Annotated in this window: 13 protein-coding genes; 5 read left to right on the top strand and 8 right to left on the bottom strand. The window is 49.1% G+C overall.

Annotation, left to right across the window (positions count from 1 at the left end):
* Positions 1–941, top strand: a 941-nt coding sequence (locus tag VB118_06620) for a hypothetical protein (GenBank protein ID MEA4832272.1), incomplete at its 5' end; no start/stop codon positions are given.
* Between the two features lie 130 nt (positions 942–1,071).
* Positions 1,072–1,617, top strand: a complete 546-nt coding sequence (locus VB118_06615; GenBank protein ID MEA4832271.1) for a DUF4332 domain-containing protein — start codon at positions 1,072–1,074, stop codon at positions 1,615–1,617.
* Between the two features lie 146 nt (positions 1,618–1,763).
* Here VB118_06615 and VB118_06610 read toward each other — a convergent pair whose 3' ends face one another.
* Complete coding sequence (locus VB118_06610; protein MEA4832270.1) at positions 1,764–2,621, bottom strand: hypothetical protein; 858 nt, start codon at positions 2,619–2,621, stop codon at positions 1,764–1,766.
* 380 nt (positions 2,622–3,001) lie between these two features.
* Between VB118_06610 and VB118_06605 the strand changes: the two genes are divergently transcribed.
* Positions 3,002–3,943 (top strand): AEC family transporter, encoded by a 942-nt coding sequence (locus VB118_06605; GenBank protein ID MEA4832269.1) that lies wholly within the window; start codon positions 3,002–3,004, stop codon positions 3,941–3,943.
* Positions 3,944–4,055: 112 nt separating this feature from the next.
* Here the strand turns inward: VB118_06605 and VB118_06600 are convergent, their stop codons facing one another.
* The 7 genes from VB118_06600 to VB118_06570 form a co-directional block, all read right to left on the bottom strand.
* Entirely contained in the window at positions 4,056–4,868 is an 813-nt protein-coding gene (locus VB118_06600; protein MEA4832268.1) for an alpha/beta hydrolase, read from the bottom strand.
* Complete coding sequence (gene lnt / locus VB118_06595; protein ID MEA4832267.1) at positions 4,843–6,453, bottom strand: apolipoprotein N-acyltransferase; 1,611 nt, start codon at positions 6,451–6,453, stop codon at positions 4,843–4,845. Before lnt ends, VB118_06600 begins: the two co-directional genes overlap by 26 nt.
* A gap of 24 nt (positions 6,454–6,477) precedes the next feature.
* Positions 6,478–7,878: a UDP-N-acetylmuramoyl-L-alanine--D-glutamate ligase gene (gene murD / locus VB118_06590; protein MEA4832266.1), complete on the bottom strand. Its 1,401-nt coding sequence runs from the start codon at positions 7,876–7,878 to the stop codon at positions 6,478–6,480.
* Between the two features lie 428 nt (positions 7,879–8,306).
* Positions 8,307–9,365 (bottom strand): dihydrodipicolinate synthase family protein, encoded by a 1,059-nt coding sequence (locus tag VB118_06585; GenBank protein ID MEA4832265.1) that lies wholly within the window; start codon positions 9,363–9,365, stop codon positions 8,307–8,309.
* Between the two features lie 2 nt (positions 9,366–9,367).
* Complete coding sequence (locus tag VB118_06580; GenBank protein MEA4832264.1) at positions 9,368–10,396, bottom strand: NAD-dependent epimerase/dehydratase family protein; 1,029 nt, start codon at positions 10,394–10,396, stop codon at positions 9,368–9,370.
* 126 nt (positions 10,397–10,522) lie between these two features.
* Complete coding sequence (locus tag VB118_06575) at positions 10,523–11,365, bottom strand: Mrp/NBP35 family ATP-binding protein (protein MEA4832263.1); 843 nt, start codon at positions 11,363–11,365, stop codon at positions 10,523–10,525.
* Positions 11,366–11,456: 91 nt separating this feature from the next.
* Complete coding sequence (locus tag VB118_06570) at positions 11,457–12,302, bottom strand: hypothetical protein (GenBank protein MEA4832262.1); 846 nt, start codon at positions 12,300–12,302, stop codon at positions 11,457–11,459.
* Between the two features lie 179 nt (positions 12,303–12,481).
* Here VB118_06570 and VB118_06565 point away from each other — a divergent pair, with 179 nt between their 5' ends.
* Positions 12,482–13,885 carry a hypothetical protein gene (locus VB118_06565; protein MEA4832261.1) on the top strand — a complete coding sequence of 468 codons (1,404 nt, stop codon included), beginning with the start codon at positions 12,482–12,484 and terminating at the stop codon, positions 13,883–13,885.
* A 4-nt stretch (positions 13,886–13,889) separates the two neighbouring features.
* Complete coding sequence (locus VB118_06560) at positions 13,890–15,329, top strand: hypothetical protein (GenBank protein MEA4832260.1); 1,440 nt, start codon at positions 13,890–13,892, stop codon at positions 15,327–15,329.
* The last annotated feature ends 49 nt before the right edge of the window (positions 15,330–15,378 follow it).

Here is a 15,378-nt window from a genome sequence, read left to right as displayed (position 1 = left end):
AGCTTTTATATCTGATTTTAATTATCCTGACAATATGTCTGTTTATACCGTCATGCAGTACGGGCGAAAATGTGACATTGACAAATACGGAAGATGATTTAACACAGACAAGTATAACGGAAGATGTTTCGCTGTCAGGATCAGAGGAAATTGTCTCGCCATCAAGTACGGCGGAGGATGTGACGCCGACAAATACAAAGGAAGCTGTGGTGCCGACAAGTACAGAAGAGGAAACAAATACTATCTCTGAAAGTGGCGTAAGTTCGGAGGAAAAAGAGCCTGATACGCAGGTCAGCGCCGCGCTTGAAGCCATGGCGGCAAAGCTCGTACCTGGAACCTACAAGATTGAAAACCATATGATTGTCGATATCCCGATAATGGATGAAAAAGACTTTCCGGAATATTATAACACCAAGCTCTTTGAAAGATTCACATGCGAAATGAACGGATGCCGCGTTCGTCTTATATACAACGATATCACAGGCAAATTTCTTGTCTATGTGACGGACCTTGAAACCGGAAAGGTCCAGGCGTTTTCAAGACGGCTTATCAATTTTATGGGTCATATCGAATTTGGTTTTATAAATGAAAACCAATTCCTGTTTGTTACAAGGTCAGCTCGCGGATTCAAAGACATATCAATATATGATTTCGAAAAAGACGGCTATGTTTGCAGTACGACCGGTCAGCGTGTTACCGCATATTGCAAAGCTGAAAGCGGAAAAATCTATTACGCGGTTGAATCCAGTGTTTTCGATCAAAACGGAATAAAGCTTTTTGATATCGATCCGTGTTATGATATCGATTCGTTTCCTGTACCGATAACCGAAATCATAGTTTCTTCAGATGAAAAAGATATATCAGTGAAAACCAAAGACGGAGTAACAAATAAATACGTCAAGAGTAATTATTCGGATAATTATGAGCTTGTTTCTGAATAACATGTTTTAAAGCTATTGTACTATTTATAATCTTAGCCACCACAGGCAACATGGAGGTTTTTACCAACAGGATATAATAGTTATATGATGTGACAGAACGATAAATCGGAATTAGCGGAGGTATCAATTAATGAAGTATAACATTAATTCGGATTATCAAATTAAAGGCATAGGGCTTCTTCTCAATGAGGATTGTATTTTGCAACGATATTATCCGTTGATTCAATATAAGAATCAGTTAATAAGAAATCTCCTTAACATAGGCTGTGTAACTAAAAATGATTGCTCGATCTTGCCCGATAAAGCTTTGATAGAAGCCGGTTTACCCGATTCTGATATGGTAGCATTGTTTAGACGATTTCTGTGTCTTTATGATTACAAAGGAAAAGGAATAAAAGATATTCCGAACGCAGAGTGCAGAAATGAAGAAGAAATAGCTTCTCTTATGGAATTGATGCGTCTGCCTGGCGTGAAAGCAATCCGAGCGGAACTATATTTTCACTGCGGAATTAGGTCGCTGAAAGATTTTGCTGCTGCCGATGCAGAACAGCTGAGAGGTAGAATCGCCAATACGATTATACAAGAATCGCTACAATTCTCGCCACCTTTGCAAAAAGAACTTCGGACACAAATTACTGTGGCAAAAGTGTTTACGGAATATTCCGTGAACTATTAAAGCCTTAATAAATTCCAGTTTATCATGCAGATAAAAATATACGCTTGCATAAATCAAAACCCACCGAAAGGATTCATCTTTCGGCGGGTCTTCTGTCCTTTAGAGCACGTGGCATTCAAAGGACTCTTTTTTTGGAGCAAAGCTCCTTATTTTTGTTTTGCTTTTCTCACAACGAGAGCGCCTCCAAGAGAAAGCGCGAGAGCGAGAACCACGAAGCCGGCTTCGTCGCCGGTCTCAACCGGTGTTTCTTCTTTGGGTTCTTCCTTGGGGTCTTCCTTGGGTACTTCCTTTACAGGAACGTCTGCGAGAACGGTCTTTACGCCATGTTCGGCGCTGCGTTTAAAGCATCCGCCGAAAGCATAGGTTATGTATCCGGGATACATTCCGGCTTGAGCAAAGCCCATGAGCGTCTCGGCTCCGACCTTCGCGTCGATGCCCCACGCGGCCCATTCGATGCAAAATTCATAGTTGATAGTATCGCCGTCAACTGTGAGGGCGGATTTCATCTTTTCTTCGCTGAGCGTAGCAGTGGGATTGCTGAGTTGAAAGCTCTTTCCCTCGGAATTCAGCGCGACGTAGAACTTCTCAAAGGAAGTGGCGCCCGCGGGATAAAGAATGAATTCTATACGGCTTGCGGAGTCATGGTTTGACGCGCCGGTCATTTTGACTTGGTTGGGATCCTTGACGCTGATAAACGCGTATAAATACTTTTCATCCCACGCGAAATATCCTTTGGATGAAAGCTTCGCAAATTGGGCGGTGTATTCGGAAGTGCGCGCATCGCCTGCGGGATAAGCATAATCGACATCGTCGGGCGTTTTAGACAGCATATCGGTTGCGGAGAAATCAAACCCCGCTCCGTAGGCTTCGTCTTTGACGCCATCGATCGTAATAGCAGCGGCGGTTTTGGGAACGGTGATTTCGGTCGGATACGCGGCATCCGCCATAATCATGAGAGAAGCGGCCATCACGGCAACAAGGACAAACGCAATGATTCTTTTCAAAATGCAATACTTCCTTTCAAGTAAATAGTTATACGAGCAATTCTATATGAAGTATATCACAATGGTTCTGAATGTCAATATATATTTAAAATTATATTTCTTATGGTTATTATATACATCTGTCACGAGATATTTTACATAATATTTCCCTTTGCTGCCGGACCGCAGACCTGTTGTCGGGAAATTTCTGTTGCAATACAGAAAACCGCATGATATAATACCTCAGGAATGGAAACAGACATCCGTAAACATAAGCAAATGCAAAAAAGCAGAAGTAAAATACAAGCGGTCACGCCGCATGACAAGGCTTTGCGGAAAGGCATAAATGTCTCTGAAATATAAAATAATTTTCTTTATGATCAGCGGCATATGATTATAATATGCAGATAGACAATTCTCAGGTCGTCTCACAGGTTGCGATACTGTTTTTAACCATGCTGTGCGGCATATACGCGCGAAAAAGAGGCTTCGTCGACGAGAAGGGCACAAAAACGCTCTCGAAGATACTCGTCAACATCACCTCACCGCTTTTGATCATCGACTCCTTTCAGCTTGATTTCGATGCGGAAAAGCTGTCGGACGGACTTATAATCCTCGCCGCCTCCGTGATTATCCATATTGCGGTCACCTTTCTCGGAATGATCTTTTTCAAATGGGAAAAAACCCGGGAAAAGAACAAGATATTGAGATTCACTCTTATTTTCGGAAACTGCGCGTTTCTCGGATATCCGGTTCTGAACGCGGTTTTCGGAGATGGTATCGGCGTGTTTTACGGTGCGTTCTATACCCTGATGTTTAATGTGTACATATGGACATACGGCATTTCGATGCTCCAGAAGGGCAAAGAAAACGCCGTCAGACCGAAGCCCTGGAATGTTATCATAAACGCGGGAACGGTTGCGTCGGTTATCGGCGTTATTCTGTTTGCCGCGAAAATAAAGCTTCCCGCCGTGTTGGGCGGCGCGGTTGGCCTTGTCGGAGACATGACGTTTCCTCTTGCGATGCTGATAATCGGCAGCCTCGTTTCCACTCTTGACTTTAAAGAGGTGCTCGGAAATTACAGGGTATATATATTCTGCCTGTTCAAGCTTATCGTCCTTCCGCTTATAACGCTCGGCGTGCTTAAGCTTATCGACGCGCCGCTCGTGATCACATATATGCTGGTCACAATGACCGCGGTGCCGTCCGCGACGAACTCGGCGATTTTCGCCGAGCTTTATGACTGCGACGCGCGCCTCGCCGCGCAGTGCGTCGGAATTTCAACGGTCTTCTCGATGATCACGCTTCCCGCCATGATCTGGCTGACCGGAATCGTGATATAAAGTTGAATTTTAAGAAAAACATAACAAATATCACCGCAGCAGGCGTCACGTTTGCCTGCTGCGGTGATATTTTTACATATGTACAAATAAAAATCGAGAAAACGCGAGTTTATCAAACTCCGAATATCCCTTTAAGCCAGACAGCGCACAATTCCAGCCAGCGCGAAATAAGCGGTTCACCGACAGGACGCACCTCGCGAAGCGCGGTGGACAGACCGTGATCGCCTTCGGGAAACACATGAAGCTCAAATGGGATATTATTCTCGGAAAGCGCCGTGCAGAAGCAAAGCGAGTTGACTACGGGAACACAATCGTCGGACGCGGTATGCCATACAAATGACGGCGGGCAGAGCGGCGTGACGTGATTTTCGAGCGACCAGAATTTTATTCTTTCGGGATCGTTATCGGCTTCGCCGAGCAGATTGCAGAATGAGCCGCGGTGGGCGAACGTGCCTCCGCTGATAACCGGATAAGCGAGAATCATCGCGTTCGGGCGGTTTGCTCCGTATTCGAGCGAAAGCGTCCTGTTTACATATTCATCCTGCCACATTGTACCCAGAGAGGCGGCAAGATGCCCACCCGCAGAGAAGCCGATAACTCCGATTTTATCCGTATACATATTCCATTCGGCCGCGCGTGAACGTATATATGCCATCGCACGGGAAGCGTCAAGCAGAGGGACATATTCACCTCCTACCGGGCCGTGCTCCGCCACAGTATAGCGGAGGACGAAGGCGTGATAACCGAGCATCATAAAGTAACGTGCAATGGGCTCGGCCTCCCTGTCCGATGTCATGTAATAAGCGCCGCCGGGACAGATGAGCATCCCTGGGCGATCCTTCACGGAATATTCTTCGGAGCTTTCAAGTATATAACAATCCAGATATGCGCGGGTTCCTTCAAATGTTTTTCTTTCGCTTTTCATATATTCTCTCCCTGATTATTAGTGCCGCCCAAATGAGCGCGGCGGATAAAAACACAATATATAAAAACGCGTCTCCGATGACGGAATAAAGCGTTTTTTCTGAAATAAGCTCAACTTTCCCCTCAAGAATGCCGCGTTTAAGCGCTCCGATTTCGGATGTTATTTCACCCTTGTCTGAAATAAAAGCGGAAATTCCGGAATTCGCGGCGCGGACGATATACCGTCCGTTTTCGGCGGCGCGGAGCGCGGCCTGAGCCAGATGCTGACGCACCGCAGGCGAATCCTTATACCATGAATCGTTTGTCACGAGTATGATCGCCTCCGCGCCGTCGTTGACCGCGTCGCGAATGAGCGACGGAAATATCGAATCAAAGCATACAGCTCCTCCGAGCCTGTGAGTGCCGTAGCAAAGCGTTCCGCTGTCGGCGCCTGGTGTTAAAACGTCTGAATATTGATTGATCTGCGCAAGAGACGGCATGGCAAAGGAAATAAACGTTTTCCACGGCAGGTATTCGCCGAACGGGACAAGATGCCGCTTTGAATATGTACCGGAAAGCTCTCCGTTTTGAATTTGAATGATGGAATTGGTGTCGCAGTAATCGTTTGTCATAAACGAACCGATGTAAAGCTCCGCTCCCGTTGAAACGGAAAGAGCTTTGTATGCATCGAGGATCTTCGGAGCAAGGGCGGCATTGACGGGCACCGCGCTTTCCGGCCATATGATCCATTCCGGCGAAGACGAGGCCGCTTCTTCGGTCATTGACATATATGTATCTAGTATCTGAGTAAGCCGTCCTTCCTGCCATTTATCGCCGGATACGATGTTTCCCTGTATAACCGCCGCGGAAACCGCGTTTCCGTCAGGCTTTCCGGACGCCATACGTATAACTCCGAACGCCGTGTTGGCAATAAATAGTGAAAGACCGAGCGATATACAGACGGCGGCGCGACGGCGTGAAGCGCGTTCCTTTTTGCGTATGCATTCTATCGCGCTCGCGGCGAGCGAATTTGTAAAAATTATGAGAAAGCTCAGAAAATATGAACCGAATAGCGACACGCTTTGAATTGCCGGGGTAAAAAACGCCTGCGTGACGGAAAGCCGCGACCACGGAAAAGCAAGCGTCCCGCAGAACGTGATCGACTCGGAAAGAAGCCACGCGGCGGAAAAGAAAAACGGCTTTATCAAAAACGAAGCCCGCCATCCTCTGCTTCGCAGCGGACGCGAAAGCAGCGCATATACCGGAAGAGAAAGACCGTAAATAATACCGTGGATAGCGCTTGCACCGAGCCACGCGAGAGCGCATACAGCCGCGGCAACCGGACGCGAAAACCCGACGCTGTCAAACGGATAAAGCCATATGAACCAGAAATATGTACAGAAATGATATACGAAAGCAAACAGGAATCCGGCCGCGAACGGAGGCGTCCTGCGCGGATGCTCCGCAAGAGTGAAACAGATATAACAGAAAGGTATAAAGGCGATCCATTCGAGCCACCAGAGAGACGGCACGGCATGAGGAATCGCGCCGGCGACAGCCGACGCGAAAATCATAAGTATTTGCTTTGTTATCTGCTTTTTATTCATCTCCGCGGTCTTTACGGCAGAAGGTTAAAACGAATTGACGAGCTGTTTGAACCGTTTGCCTCTTTCGTCGAAGTTTTTAAACATGTCAAAGCTCGCGCTGGCGGGAGAAAGCAGGACGGTGTCTCCCGGCGCGGATGAAGCGCGGGCGCGGGCAACCGCGCCTTCAAAGGTGTCTTCGCGGTATACTTTGAGCGATTCGGGATCGAATCCCGGAAACCCTTTAAGCGCGTTGAATATCTTATCCGAGGTTTGCCCACAGAGCACACACACCTTCGCGTGGTCGCAGAGCGGCTTTGCGAGCGGAGCATAGTTTAAATGCTTGTCATATCCGCCGCAGATTACGATTACTTTTTCCGGAAAAGCCTGCAGAGCGGCGGCCGTCCGCGCGGGACTCGAATCCATCGAGCCGTTATAATACCTGACGCCATCCAATTCGCGTACTAATTCAAGCCTGTGCTCCACTCCCCCAAAGGAGGAGGCGACCTTCACAAGCTCCGGAACGCCGACATAATCGCGGACGGAAAGATATGCGGCCATCAGGTTTTCGGCGTTATGTACGGCGGGAAGCAAAAGCTCTTTGCGTTCAAAGAGAAACGAAGCGGCTGAGTCTTTTACGGAATAGAAATTGCCGTCGCTCAGATACGCTCCTTCGCGGCATCCCTTCAGCGTCGATTTCGACGAGAAAAAGCGGACCTCTCCGCGAGCGGACGAAGCAAGCGAGCGCGTATATTCGTTGTCGTAATTCAGAATGGCGATCGAGCGAACGGGCTGATAACGGAGAATATTTGATTTTGCGTCGATATATTCCTCCATGCCGCGGTGCCAGTCGAGATGATTTTCGGAAAGGTTTGTTATTACAGCGATATCGGGAGACCGGCGCATTGTCATGAGTTGAAAGCTTGACAGCTCGCAGACGACAAAATCGCCCGGAGTAATCATGCCGAGCCTGGGAAGCAGCGGCTCTCCGATATTCCCGCCTAGAAACACGCGGTGTCCGGCGGCCTCAAGCAGCTTTGAAATAAGCGTCGTGGTCGTCGTTTTTCCGTCGCTTCCGGTGACGGCAAAAATTTTTGCCGGGCAGTATTCGAAAAACAACTCCATTTCGCTCGTCAGGAACGCACCTTCCCGTATGGCGGAAACAAATTCAGGTATATCCGGGCGGATGCCCGGCGATTTTATTATTACATCCTCTTTTATTCCGGAAAGATATCCGTCTCCGCAGACAAAGCGAGCGCCCGCGCCCGAAAGCTCATTCCGGCAGGAGAGCTTTTCCTCCGGCAAACGGTCGCGCGCGACGATTGCCGAGGCGCCGCATTCCGCGAGAAGCGAAACAAGCGGTGCGTTTGAAACACCGATTCCGATGACCGAAAAGGTCTTTCCCTTTACGAATTTACGAAAGTCGTCAAAGCCTTTTTCAACGGACAATATAACTCACCTCTGATCAAATGATTATCACGAGAATAAAGGCAGCCTCTGATATTTCTCAGCAACATATTTGAAAATCTGTTATACGGCAGAAAAAGCAACAGCCGCTTTCCGTTTTGTCGTAAGTTTTACTTATTAACTCGGCATTTAAATAACTACCGCTATAAGAGAGAAAAGGCTCTGGCATATGGGCTTTTCTCTCTTATAAAACAAGGCTTATTTAAATGCCGTTTTAATAATATCCGCTGAGCAATCATAAAATATTTACGGCAATAAGGAAAGAACCGCCATAACCTATACCGTTCGAAAACGGCATTTATCAGAGGTGCCATTGAAAAATTACCGCTTTATAAGAGAAAAGACTCTGATATATGCGCTTTTCTCTCTTATAGCAATGATTATTTAATTGTGTTATGATATATGCCGGATTATTTCCACTTTAGAATATTTTCGCGGACAAACTCATCGTCGTTCAGGTCGGGATACATACGGTATACGCGGTCGATTTCTTCGCTCTGTCCTTTTGAAAGCGTCTCTTTGGGATTCAGGCACCAGATGCCCTCCATGATGCCCTGACGGCGGAGAACCTCGTGAACCCCCGCGATACAGCCGGCAAAGCCGTTGGCGGAGTCGAAAAACGCGGAATTCGCGTCGGTCACCTGCTCGGCAAGCGTCAAAAGATTGCGCGGGATGTAATCCTGCTTAGAGAATTCGCGCAACATCTCGAACATCCTGCAAACCGTATTCGTCCATACGCACCAGTGCCCGAGGAGCCCCCCGACAAAATGAGCTGTATATGTTTTTCCGTTTTCTTCAAACTTATATGTTGTGAGAAGATCGATGACGATGTTGTCGTCGTTTCCGGTGAACAGCGCGATTTTATCGCTGCGGCTGCTCATCGCGGCGGCGCGCGCGACATCAAGCGTCTGATAACGGTTAAACGACGCGCACTTTATTGCGATTACTCCGTCGATTTCACAGAGGCGGCGCCAGTAATCATAGGTGAAGAGGCGTCCGCCGACAGACGGCTGGAGATAAAAGCCGATGACCGGTAATATCGCGGCGACGGCCTCCGTGCGCTTTATAAAATCGTCCTCTGTATATGACGGAAGTCCGCCCGGGCTGAGGAGCGCGGCGTCAAAGCCAAGTGATTTGGCGAGCTTTGCCTCTTTTACCGCTTGTTCAGTGGGTCCGCATATGCCGGCGCATTTGACTATCGTTTTTCCGGTCCTTTTTTCAAAGGCGTCGGTCTCCTCGGCGGCGAGGCGCAGCACCGGCTCAAAAAGTCCTATTTCAGGTTTTCTTATTTCAAACTGAGTCGTGTGAACGCCGACGGCAAGCCCGCCGACGCCGGCGTCGAGATAATATCTGTAAAGCGTGCGCTGTCCGTCCGGATTAAAGCTTCGGTCGGAGTGAAGCGCAAGCGGGGTGGCCGGGATGACGGTTCCGGCCTTTAATATTTCGATGATTTTTTCCTGTCTTGACATGATCAATATTTGCCCTTTCTTTCTTCAAAATGTGTCGGCTTGTCAAGCGTACGCCCGCCGGATAAAATATATTCGGCCTGCCAGTCGATGAGGGTTTCGGCGCTGACATGCGGATATCCGAACAGCTTATGCGCTTTCTGACAGTTGGATATGTACGCGCTGTCAGATTCCTCTCCGGTGAATTTGACTTCCTTGCCGAATATTTCGCCGAATCGGTTGGCGGCGGCTCTGACGGAGAGCGTCTCCGGGCCGGAAACATTGAGCTTTGCCGCGGGGGCGTCGGCGAGCGTCAGGCTGCGGATGGCGGCCTCGTTTGCGTCGCCCTGCCAGATGCAGTTAAAGCAGGTCGCGGAGAGAGATACGGGCTGGTCGTTGATTACCCTGTTCGCGATATCGAAAAGCACGCCGTATCTGAGATCAATCGCGTAGCTTAGTCTGAATAATAATACGCGCGTGCCGTATTCGGCGGCGGCGTATTCAAACACCCTTTCTCTTGCGAGAACGCTCATCGGATATTCTCCGATAGGACCGACAGGATCCTTTTCAGAGGATCCGCCGGAAGCAAGCTTTACAATCGGATAAAGGTTGCCGGAGGAAAAGACGGTTATACTTGAGTTTTTATATCTTTCCGCTGTGATGGAGGGCAGCCAGGCGTTCATAGCCCAGGTGCGGCATGCGTCTCCCTCCGTGCCGAATTTGCGTCCTGCCATGAATATCACGTTATCGCAGTCCGGAAGCTCGTCGAGCGCGCCATGGCGCATCAGGTCGGCCGATATCGTCTCGACGCCGTTGTCATTAAGGAGCTTTACGGCGATGGGGTCTGAAAAGCGGGACACCGCAATGATTTTTTTGTCTATGCCGGCCGCGGCGGCGGCGTTCTTGGCGAGGATCGCAAGCGTCGGACCCATTTTCCCTCCGGCGCCGAGGATTATTATATCGCCCTTGATATTCTTCATATCGTCAACAAGCCCCTGCGACGGAGTCGTGAGAAGCTCATCCAGCTTTTTTTCTGTCCACATGTTTTTATCCAATCCTTTCCCTTTCGGGTTTGTTATTAATAACGCAAAATTCTATAATTACCGCTTTAAGAAATAAAAGCTTTTATATATTGATATTGGCTTTTCTCTCCATAAAACAATAATTATTTGATTGCGGTTTTACTGATTCTTTGCGGGGAACGATTTTTCTATGATATCTCCGCAGCCTTTTAAGGCCCCGTCGTAAAAATTATCGGCAAGCCCGTTGTCAAACGCTTTCGCGGCGCGCGGGTCGATCGGGATTCGTGCGGCAAGAGGTATTCCGAATTTTGCGGCTTCCTCCTCCGCGCGGCTCTGCCCGAACGGAAATATTTTCTTCCCGCAGTCAGGGCATTCTATATAGCTCATGTTTTCGACGAGCGCGATGACCGGAATGTTCATCATTTTTGCCATTTTAACAGCTTTTGTTACGATAAGTGAGACAAGCTCCTGAGGCGTCGTGACAATTACGATGCCGTCTACAGGCACGGACTGGAAAATCGTCAACGGCACGTCTCCTGTGCCCGGCGGCATATCGACAAACATATAATCGACATCCTTCCATACTACGTCCGTCCAGAATTGCTTTACGGTGCCGGCGATGACCGGTCCGCGCCATACAACGGGATCGGTCACGTCCCGCAAAAGCAGGTTTGTGCTCATAACCTGTATCCCGGAGGAGGTCACGACCGGGAAGATCATTCCGTCTTCTCCGTCGGCATTTCCTCTAAGCCCGAACATCTTCGGGATGGAAGGACCGGTTACATCGGCGTCAAGGATCGCAATATTATATCCGCGCTCGCGCATTTCGACGGCAAGCCTCGCGCAGACGGCGGATTTTCCGACGCCACCCTTTCCGCTTACGACACCGATAACTCTTTTTACGCTCGCAAGCTCATGGCAAGGCTCGATAAGGCTCTTTTTTTCCCTTGAGGAACAGTCTTCCTTGCATGTCGAGCAATCATGCGTGCAGTTTTCGCTCATTGATTATTCCTTTTCTGTTTTATTAATATTTAAACCGATGATATTATTATTAACTTGGTATTTTAATAAATTCGCCTGTGAAAAACAATCGTTATAAAGCTGTATAAATATCTACGGTTTCTTTGATTTTGTCATTCGCCGCGCGCCCGTTTTCATATATCCGGCGGTAAAGGTCGGCATGTCCGCGCTTTCCGCATTTTTCGGCGGCGCGCGCGGTAACCAGCGACGAAACCGAACGGTATGCCGCGCCGGACGCCATCCCGGCGGCTTTCGCGAATTCCTTTGACGTGAATTCGGCGGGAAGACCCTCGGGGATCAGCTTTGCATAATCGCACGGGCCGCAAAGATAGACACAGCCGCACACTCCGAGCGGCACCCGGTTGTCCCGGTGGCTTCCGGCATGACCGCCGCGCGCCCATCCGTCGGAAACCCTGTATTCGTCAATTTCAAGCAGCAGCGCGCAGAAGCATACACGGCTGTCCGGAATAAAAGCTTTAAGTCCGTACAGCTCCGGAAGAATATCCAGCGCCGTGCCGCGCTTCGGCGACCGGCGTACGGACGAAATCTCTCCGGAGCCTGGATCGATCCAGAGAAGCCGTTTTTTCGCGGCGACGGGAAAGACCACGGTTACATCGGCAGATGCCGAAAAGACCGAAAGCTTGCTTTTCAGGCGGTACAGGTCGCGCGTCTGAATTTCTGTGACCCGTGTCCCGTCGAAAACATCCGCGACATAGCCGCAGAATTTTACTTCGTGGTGCGTTTCGTCCGGATCGAAGCAGTATTTGATGACTGAATGAAGAGTTTTTTCTTTATATCTGCCGATCCCGCGCGGTCCGGTCCCGGATGAGGCGGAAAGAGACGCGCGCTCAAGGCTTTCGTTGTCTATTATTTTCACGCTTTTTCTCCGGATTGCGTCCGCGTTTGCTCTCTGCGGCATTGCCGTTTAATAGCCTTATAATGGATTTTTACCCCAAACGGGCAGAGCAAACATCGTAATATATCATATATTACCTCAATCATAATAAAAATGCAATAATATTCGCGTAAATATTGACACAGACGCCGCTGAAAGGTATACTGTTTATAGCTAAAATAATAAGGAATCGGTGAATAATAATGAACAAAAGCGTTTTGATTTCCTGTCTTGCCGTTATTTTGGCATTCGGTGTCGGATATGGCTCCGTCATGCTGATCGGCAGACATGACAATGCGCCGTCCTCCGGGGCTTCGGCAACCGAAGGCACAGAAGAAAACGGAGTGCTCTCTTTGAAAAACATGACGGAAGGGATAGCTGTCACCTCGTCCAGCTTTTACCCGGACAACAACTCGTTATTTAATAAGCTCAATCTGATCCAATACGGAATCGGAAAGGGTATATTTTCCGATAAAAGCCTTACAAGCGAGCTTGAAGCCGCGATAAGGGAGCTTGAACAGCTCGGATACTATTATGACTATATAAACAAAACATTCATAGAGAACAACGGCGCGGTATACGGAGCGAAGGCCGACGAACGCGGTCCGATCGGAGGCGGCGACGGATATAAGGATATCATAACCAAAGGCACATACACCTGTTATGACGACAATACGTTTTATGACGCCGCCGGCAAGGCCAAGGAGGGTGACGTAATATTCATCCGCGGCGACGCGGTCATAGACCTTTCCGATATGAAGATCACGGATTATCCCACCCTTCAGCTCAAACCGGGCGTGACCATCGCCTCAAACCGCGGGCAGAACGGCGCGGCCGGAGGCAAGCTTATTTTTTCGCTTCACCTCTCAACGATGTTCAAAACGCATAACAACGTGAGGATCACCGGGCTTGTCCTTCAGGGCAGCGATGCCGCGACGCACGAAGGAGAAGAAAGCTATGTGTCAACACTCGGCATTATCGCTCAGGGCGCGGGCGTAGAAATTGACAACTGCGAAATTTCCGGCTTCAACGGCGCCGCGATAAGCGCCACGGTCGGAGACATATATATTCATCATTGCTACATACACCACTGCCGCGGAGAAAACCAGGGCGCGGGCATACAAATCACAAAGGCCGCCGTCAGAGCGGAATACAATCTGTTTTCAAACTGCCGCAACGCGATAAAGCTTTCCGGCGCTCCAGCCGGTTCTCTTGTCGCCGAAAACAATGTCGAGGCCGGAAACAGCCTTGAGGAAGTGATTTGCATTAAATCAGGAAGCATATCAAGCGCTCTTGATTCCTCGGTAAAGCAGACGGCGTCAACGGTCGTAATCAGGAACAACACGATCCTCGGCAAAAGCCTGCCTTACACGATATCCTCAATTCCTGAGAATGAACTGACTGTTGAAAACAACATTTTTTCTCTTCCCGAGGCTTCTTATCCCACCGGCTTGCTGTATGGAACCTCCGAACTCATGCAGACATTGAAGCCGTATTATACAATCCGCTCGAATGTTTTTGACATTCTCTCTCCGGCGGCATATACCTACTGCACGGCGGATCCCGGCGCGCGGCCTGCCGCCGGAGCGGAATCGGACAAAGGGTGATATCATGACGAAGAAAGAGAACACAAAAGCTATGAACAAAAAGCAGATCCTGCTTATCGCGCTCGCGGCGGCGGGCGGTCTTGTCGGAGGAATTCTGTGTGCCGGGCTTGTTTCCGGCGGAGTGAGCTTCCCGTCGGATAAAACGAACGGCGGCAAAACGGTTCTTCATGCGCCGGCGATTGCCGAACACCCGTCAGAAAAGGTAGAATACGACATGGTCATAAAGCCGCAAATCACCTCCAACATATGGTATGGCGAAGCCGCGAAAGCTCACGAATATCTCCTGTCCGCAAAGCAAAAGGCCGGGACGGCCGGCGGAGATTACTCCGATGTTTCCGATGCCCTGACAGGCGCCATCACCGAGCTGGGTTCCTTTTCACGTTATTTCGAATATATTGATAAGCTGTCCTATGAAACAAACGGCAAAAAATACGGAGCATATGTCGAGGACGGAGATTCGCCTATCGGCGGAGGCCTCGGATATAAGGATATCAAAACCCGCGGGGATTACAACGTACGCACGCTCTCCGAGCTTACCGACGCGCTTTCAAAGGCGAAATCCGGTGAAACTGTATTTATATACGGCGACGCGGAAATCAACATTTCCTCTATTATTGAAAACGGCGGACATCTATCCGTCGGTGCGGGCGTCACGCTCGCCTCCGACAGGGGAAGAATCCGCGACGACGGCACGGTTTCCACGGGCGCGCTTATATATTCCACAACGCTAAAAAGCTATACGATGAATGTCGGAGAGGGAGGCCGCGTGACCGGCATCACGCTGAAGGGCGGCGATCCGGACAATCACCTGGCGCATCATTTCCGCAGCTTTTCGGCAAACCCTCCGAGAGGAAACAATTATTATTACTCCCTGAGCTCTATTTCCATATACGGGATAAGCTGTGACGGAGACAATATAGAAGTCGACAACTGCGAAATAGGCGGATATGCCTACGCGGGCGTCTCTCTTGCAATTGATGTAAAGGACGCGCATGTCCACCACTGTTATATCCACCACAATCAGGGCAATGGACTCGGATACGGCGTCGTCCACGGAAACGGAGCGACCTCCGTCATCGAATATAACCTGTTCAATTACAACCGCCATTCGATCGCCGCGACAGGTAAGCCGACCACAGGATATATCGCGAGATTCAACATCGAAATGGGCGCTTCTCTCGAGCACTGCTTCGATATGCACGGCGGCTCTGACAGAGGCGACGGCACGAACATAGCCGGAACATACTGCGAAATGTACAACAATACATTCCTCGTGGACACTTATCCATACTGGCTCAGGGGCGTTCCGGAGGATCATCAGACTTTTTATCAAAACATAGTGTTCAATCCCGTTTCGTTCTACGACAAATCGCGCCTTACCAACTCAAAGGCAAAATTCTACGATAACATATTCGGAATTGATAAAATGACTCTTGTAAAATAAAAGCCGGACACATGGTATAACCAGCTTTAAATTTAACAGATATTAAGGA

The organism is Oscillospiraceae bacterium (genome assembly GCA_034925865.1).
GTDB lineage: Bacteria > Bacillota > Clostridia > Oscillospirales > SIG627 > SIG704.
The sequence above is the reverse complement of the archived record's forward strand: the minus strand, read 5'-3'. Positions and strand labels throughout refer to the sequence as shown.

Bases quoted from the DNA above. Each gene is read 5' to 3' on its own strand.
- VB118_06615 (MEA4832271.1), top strand. From the start codon at position 1,072: ATGAAGTATAACATTAATTCGGATTATCAAATTAAAGGCATAGGGCTT.
- VB118_06605 (MEA4832269.1), top strand. From the start codon at position 3,002: ATGCAGATAGACAATTCTCAGGTCGTCTCACAGGTTGCGATACTGTTT.
- VB118_06600 (MEA4832268.1), bottom strand. From the start codon at position 4,868: ATGAAAAGCGAAAGAAAAACATTTGAAGGAACCCGCGCATATCTGGAT.
- lnt (MEA4832267.1), bottom strand. From the start codon at position 6,453: ATGAATAAAAAGCAGATAACAAAGCAAATACTTATGATTTTCGCGTCG.
- VB118_06585 (MEA4832265.1), bottom strand. From the start codon at position 9,365: ATGTCAAGACAGGAAAAAATCATCGAAATATTAAAGGCCGGAACCGTC.
- VB118_06575 (MEA4832263.1), bottom strand. From the start codon at position 11,365: ATGAGCGAAAACTGCACGCATGATTGCTCGACATGCAAGGAAGACTGT.
- VB118_06570 (MEA4832262.1), bottom strand. From the start codon at position 12,302: ATGCCGCAGAGAGCAAACGCGGACGCAATCCGGAGAAAAAGCGTGAAA.
- VB118_06565 (MEA4832261.1), top strand. From the start codon at position 12,482: ATGAACAAAAGCGTTTTGATTTCCTGTCTTGCCGTTATTTTGGCATTC.
- VB118_06560 (MEA4832260.1), top strand. From the start codon at position 13,890: ATGACGAAGAAAGAGAACACAAAAGCTATGAACAAAAAGCAGATCCTG.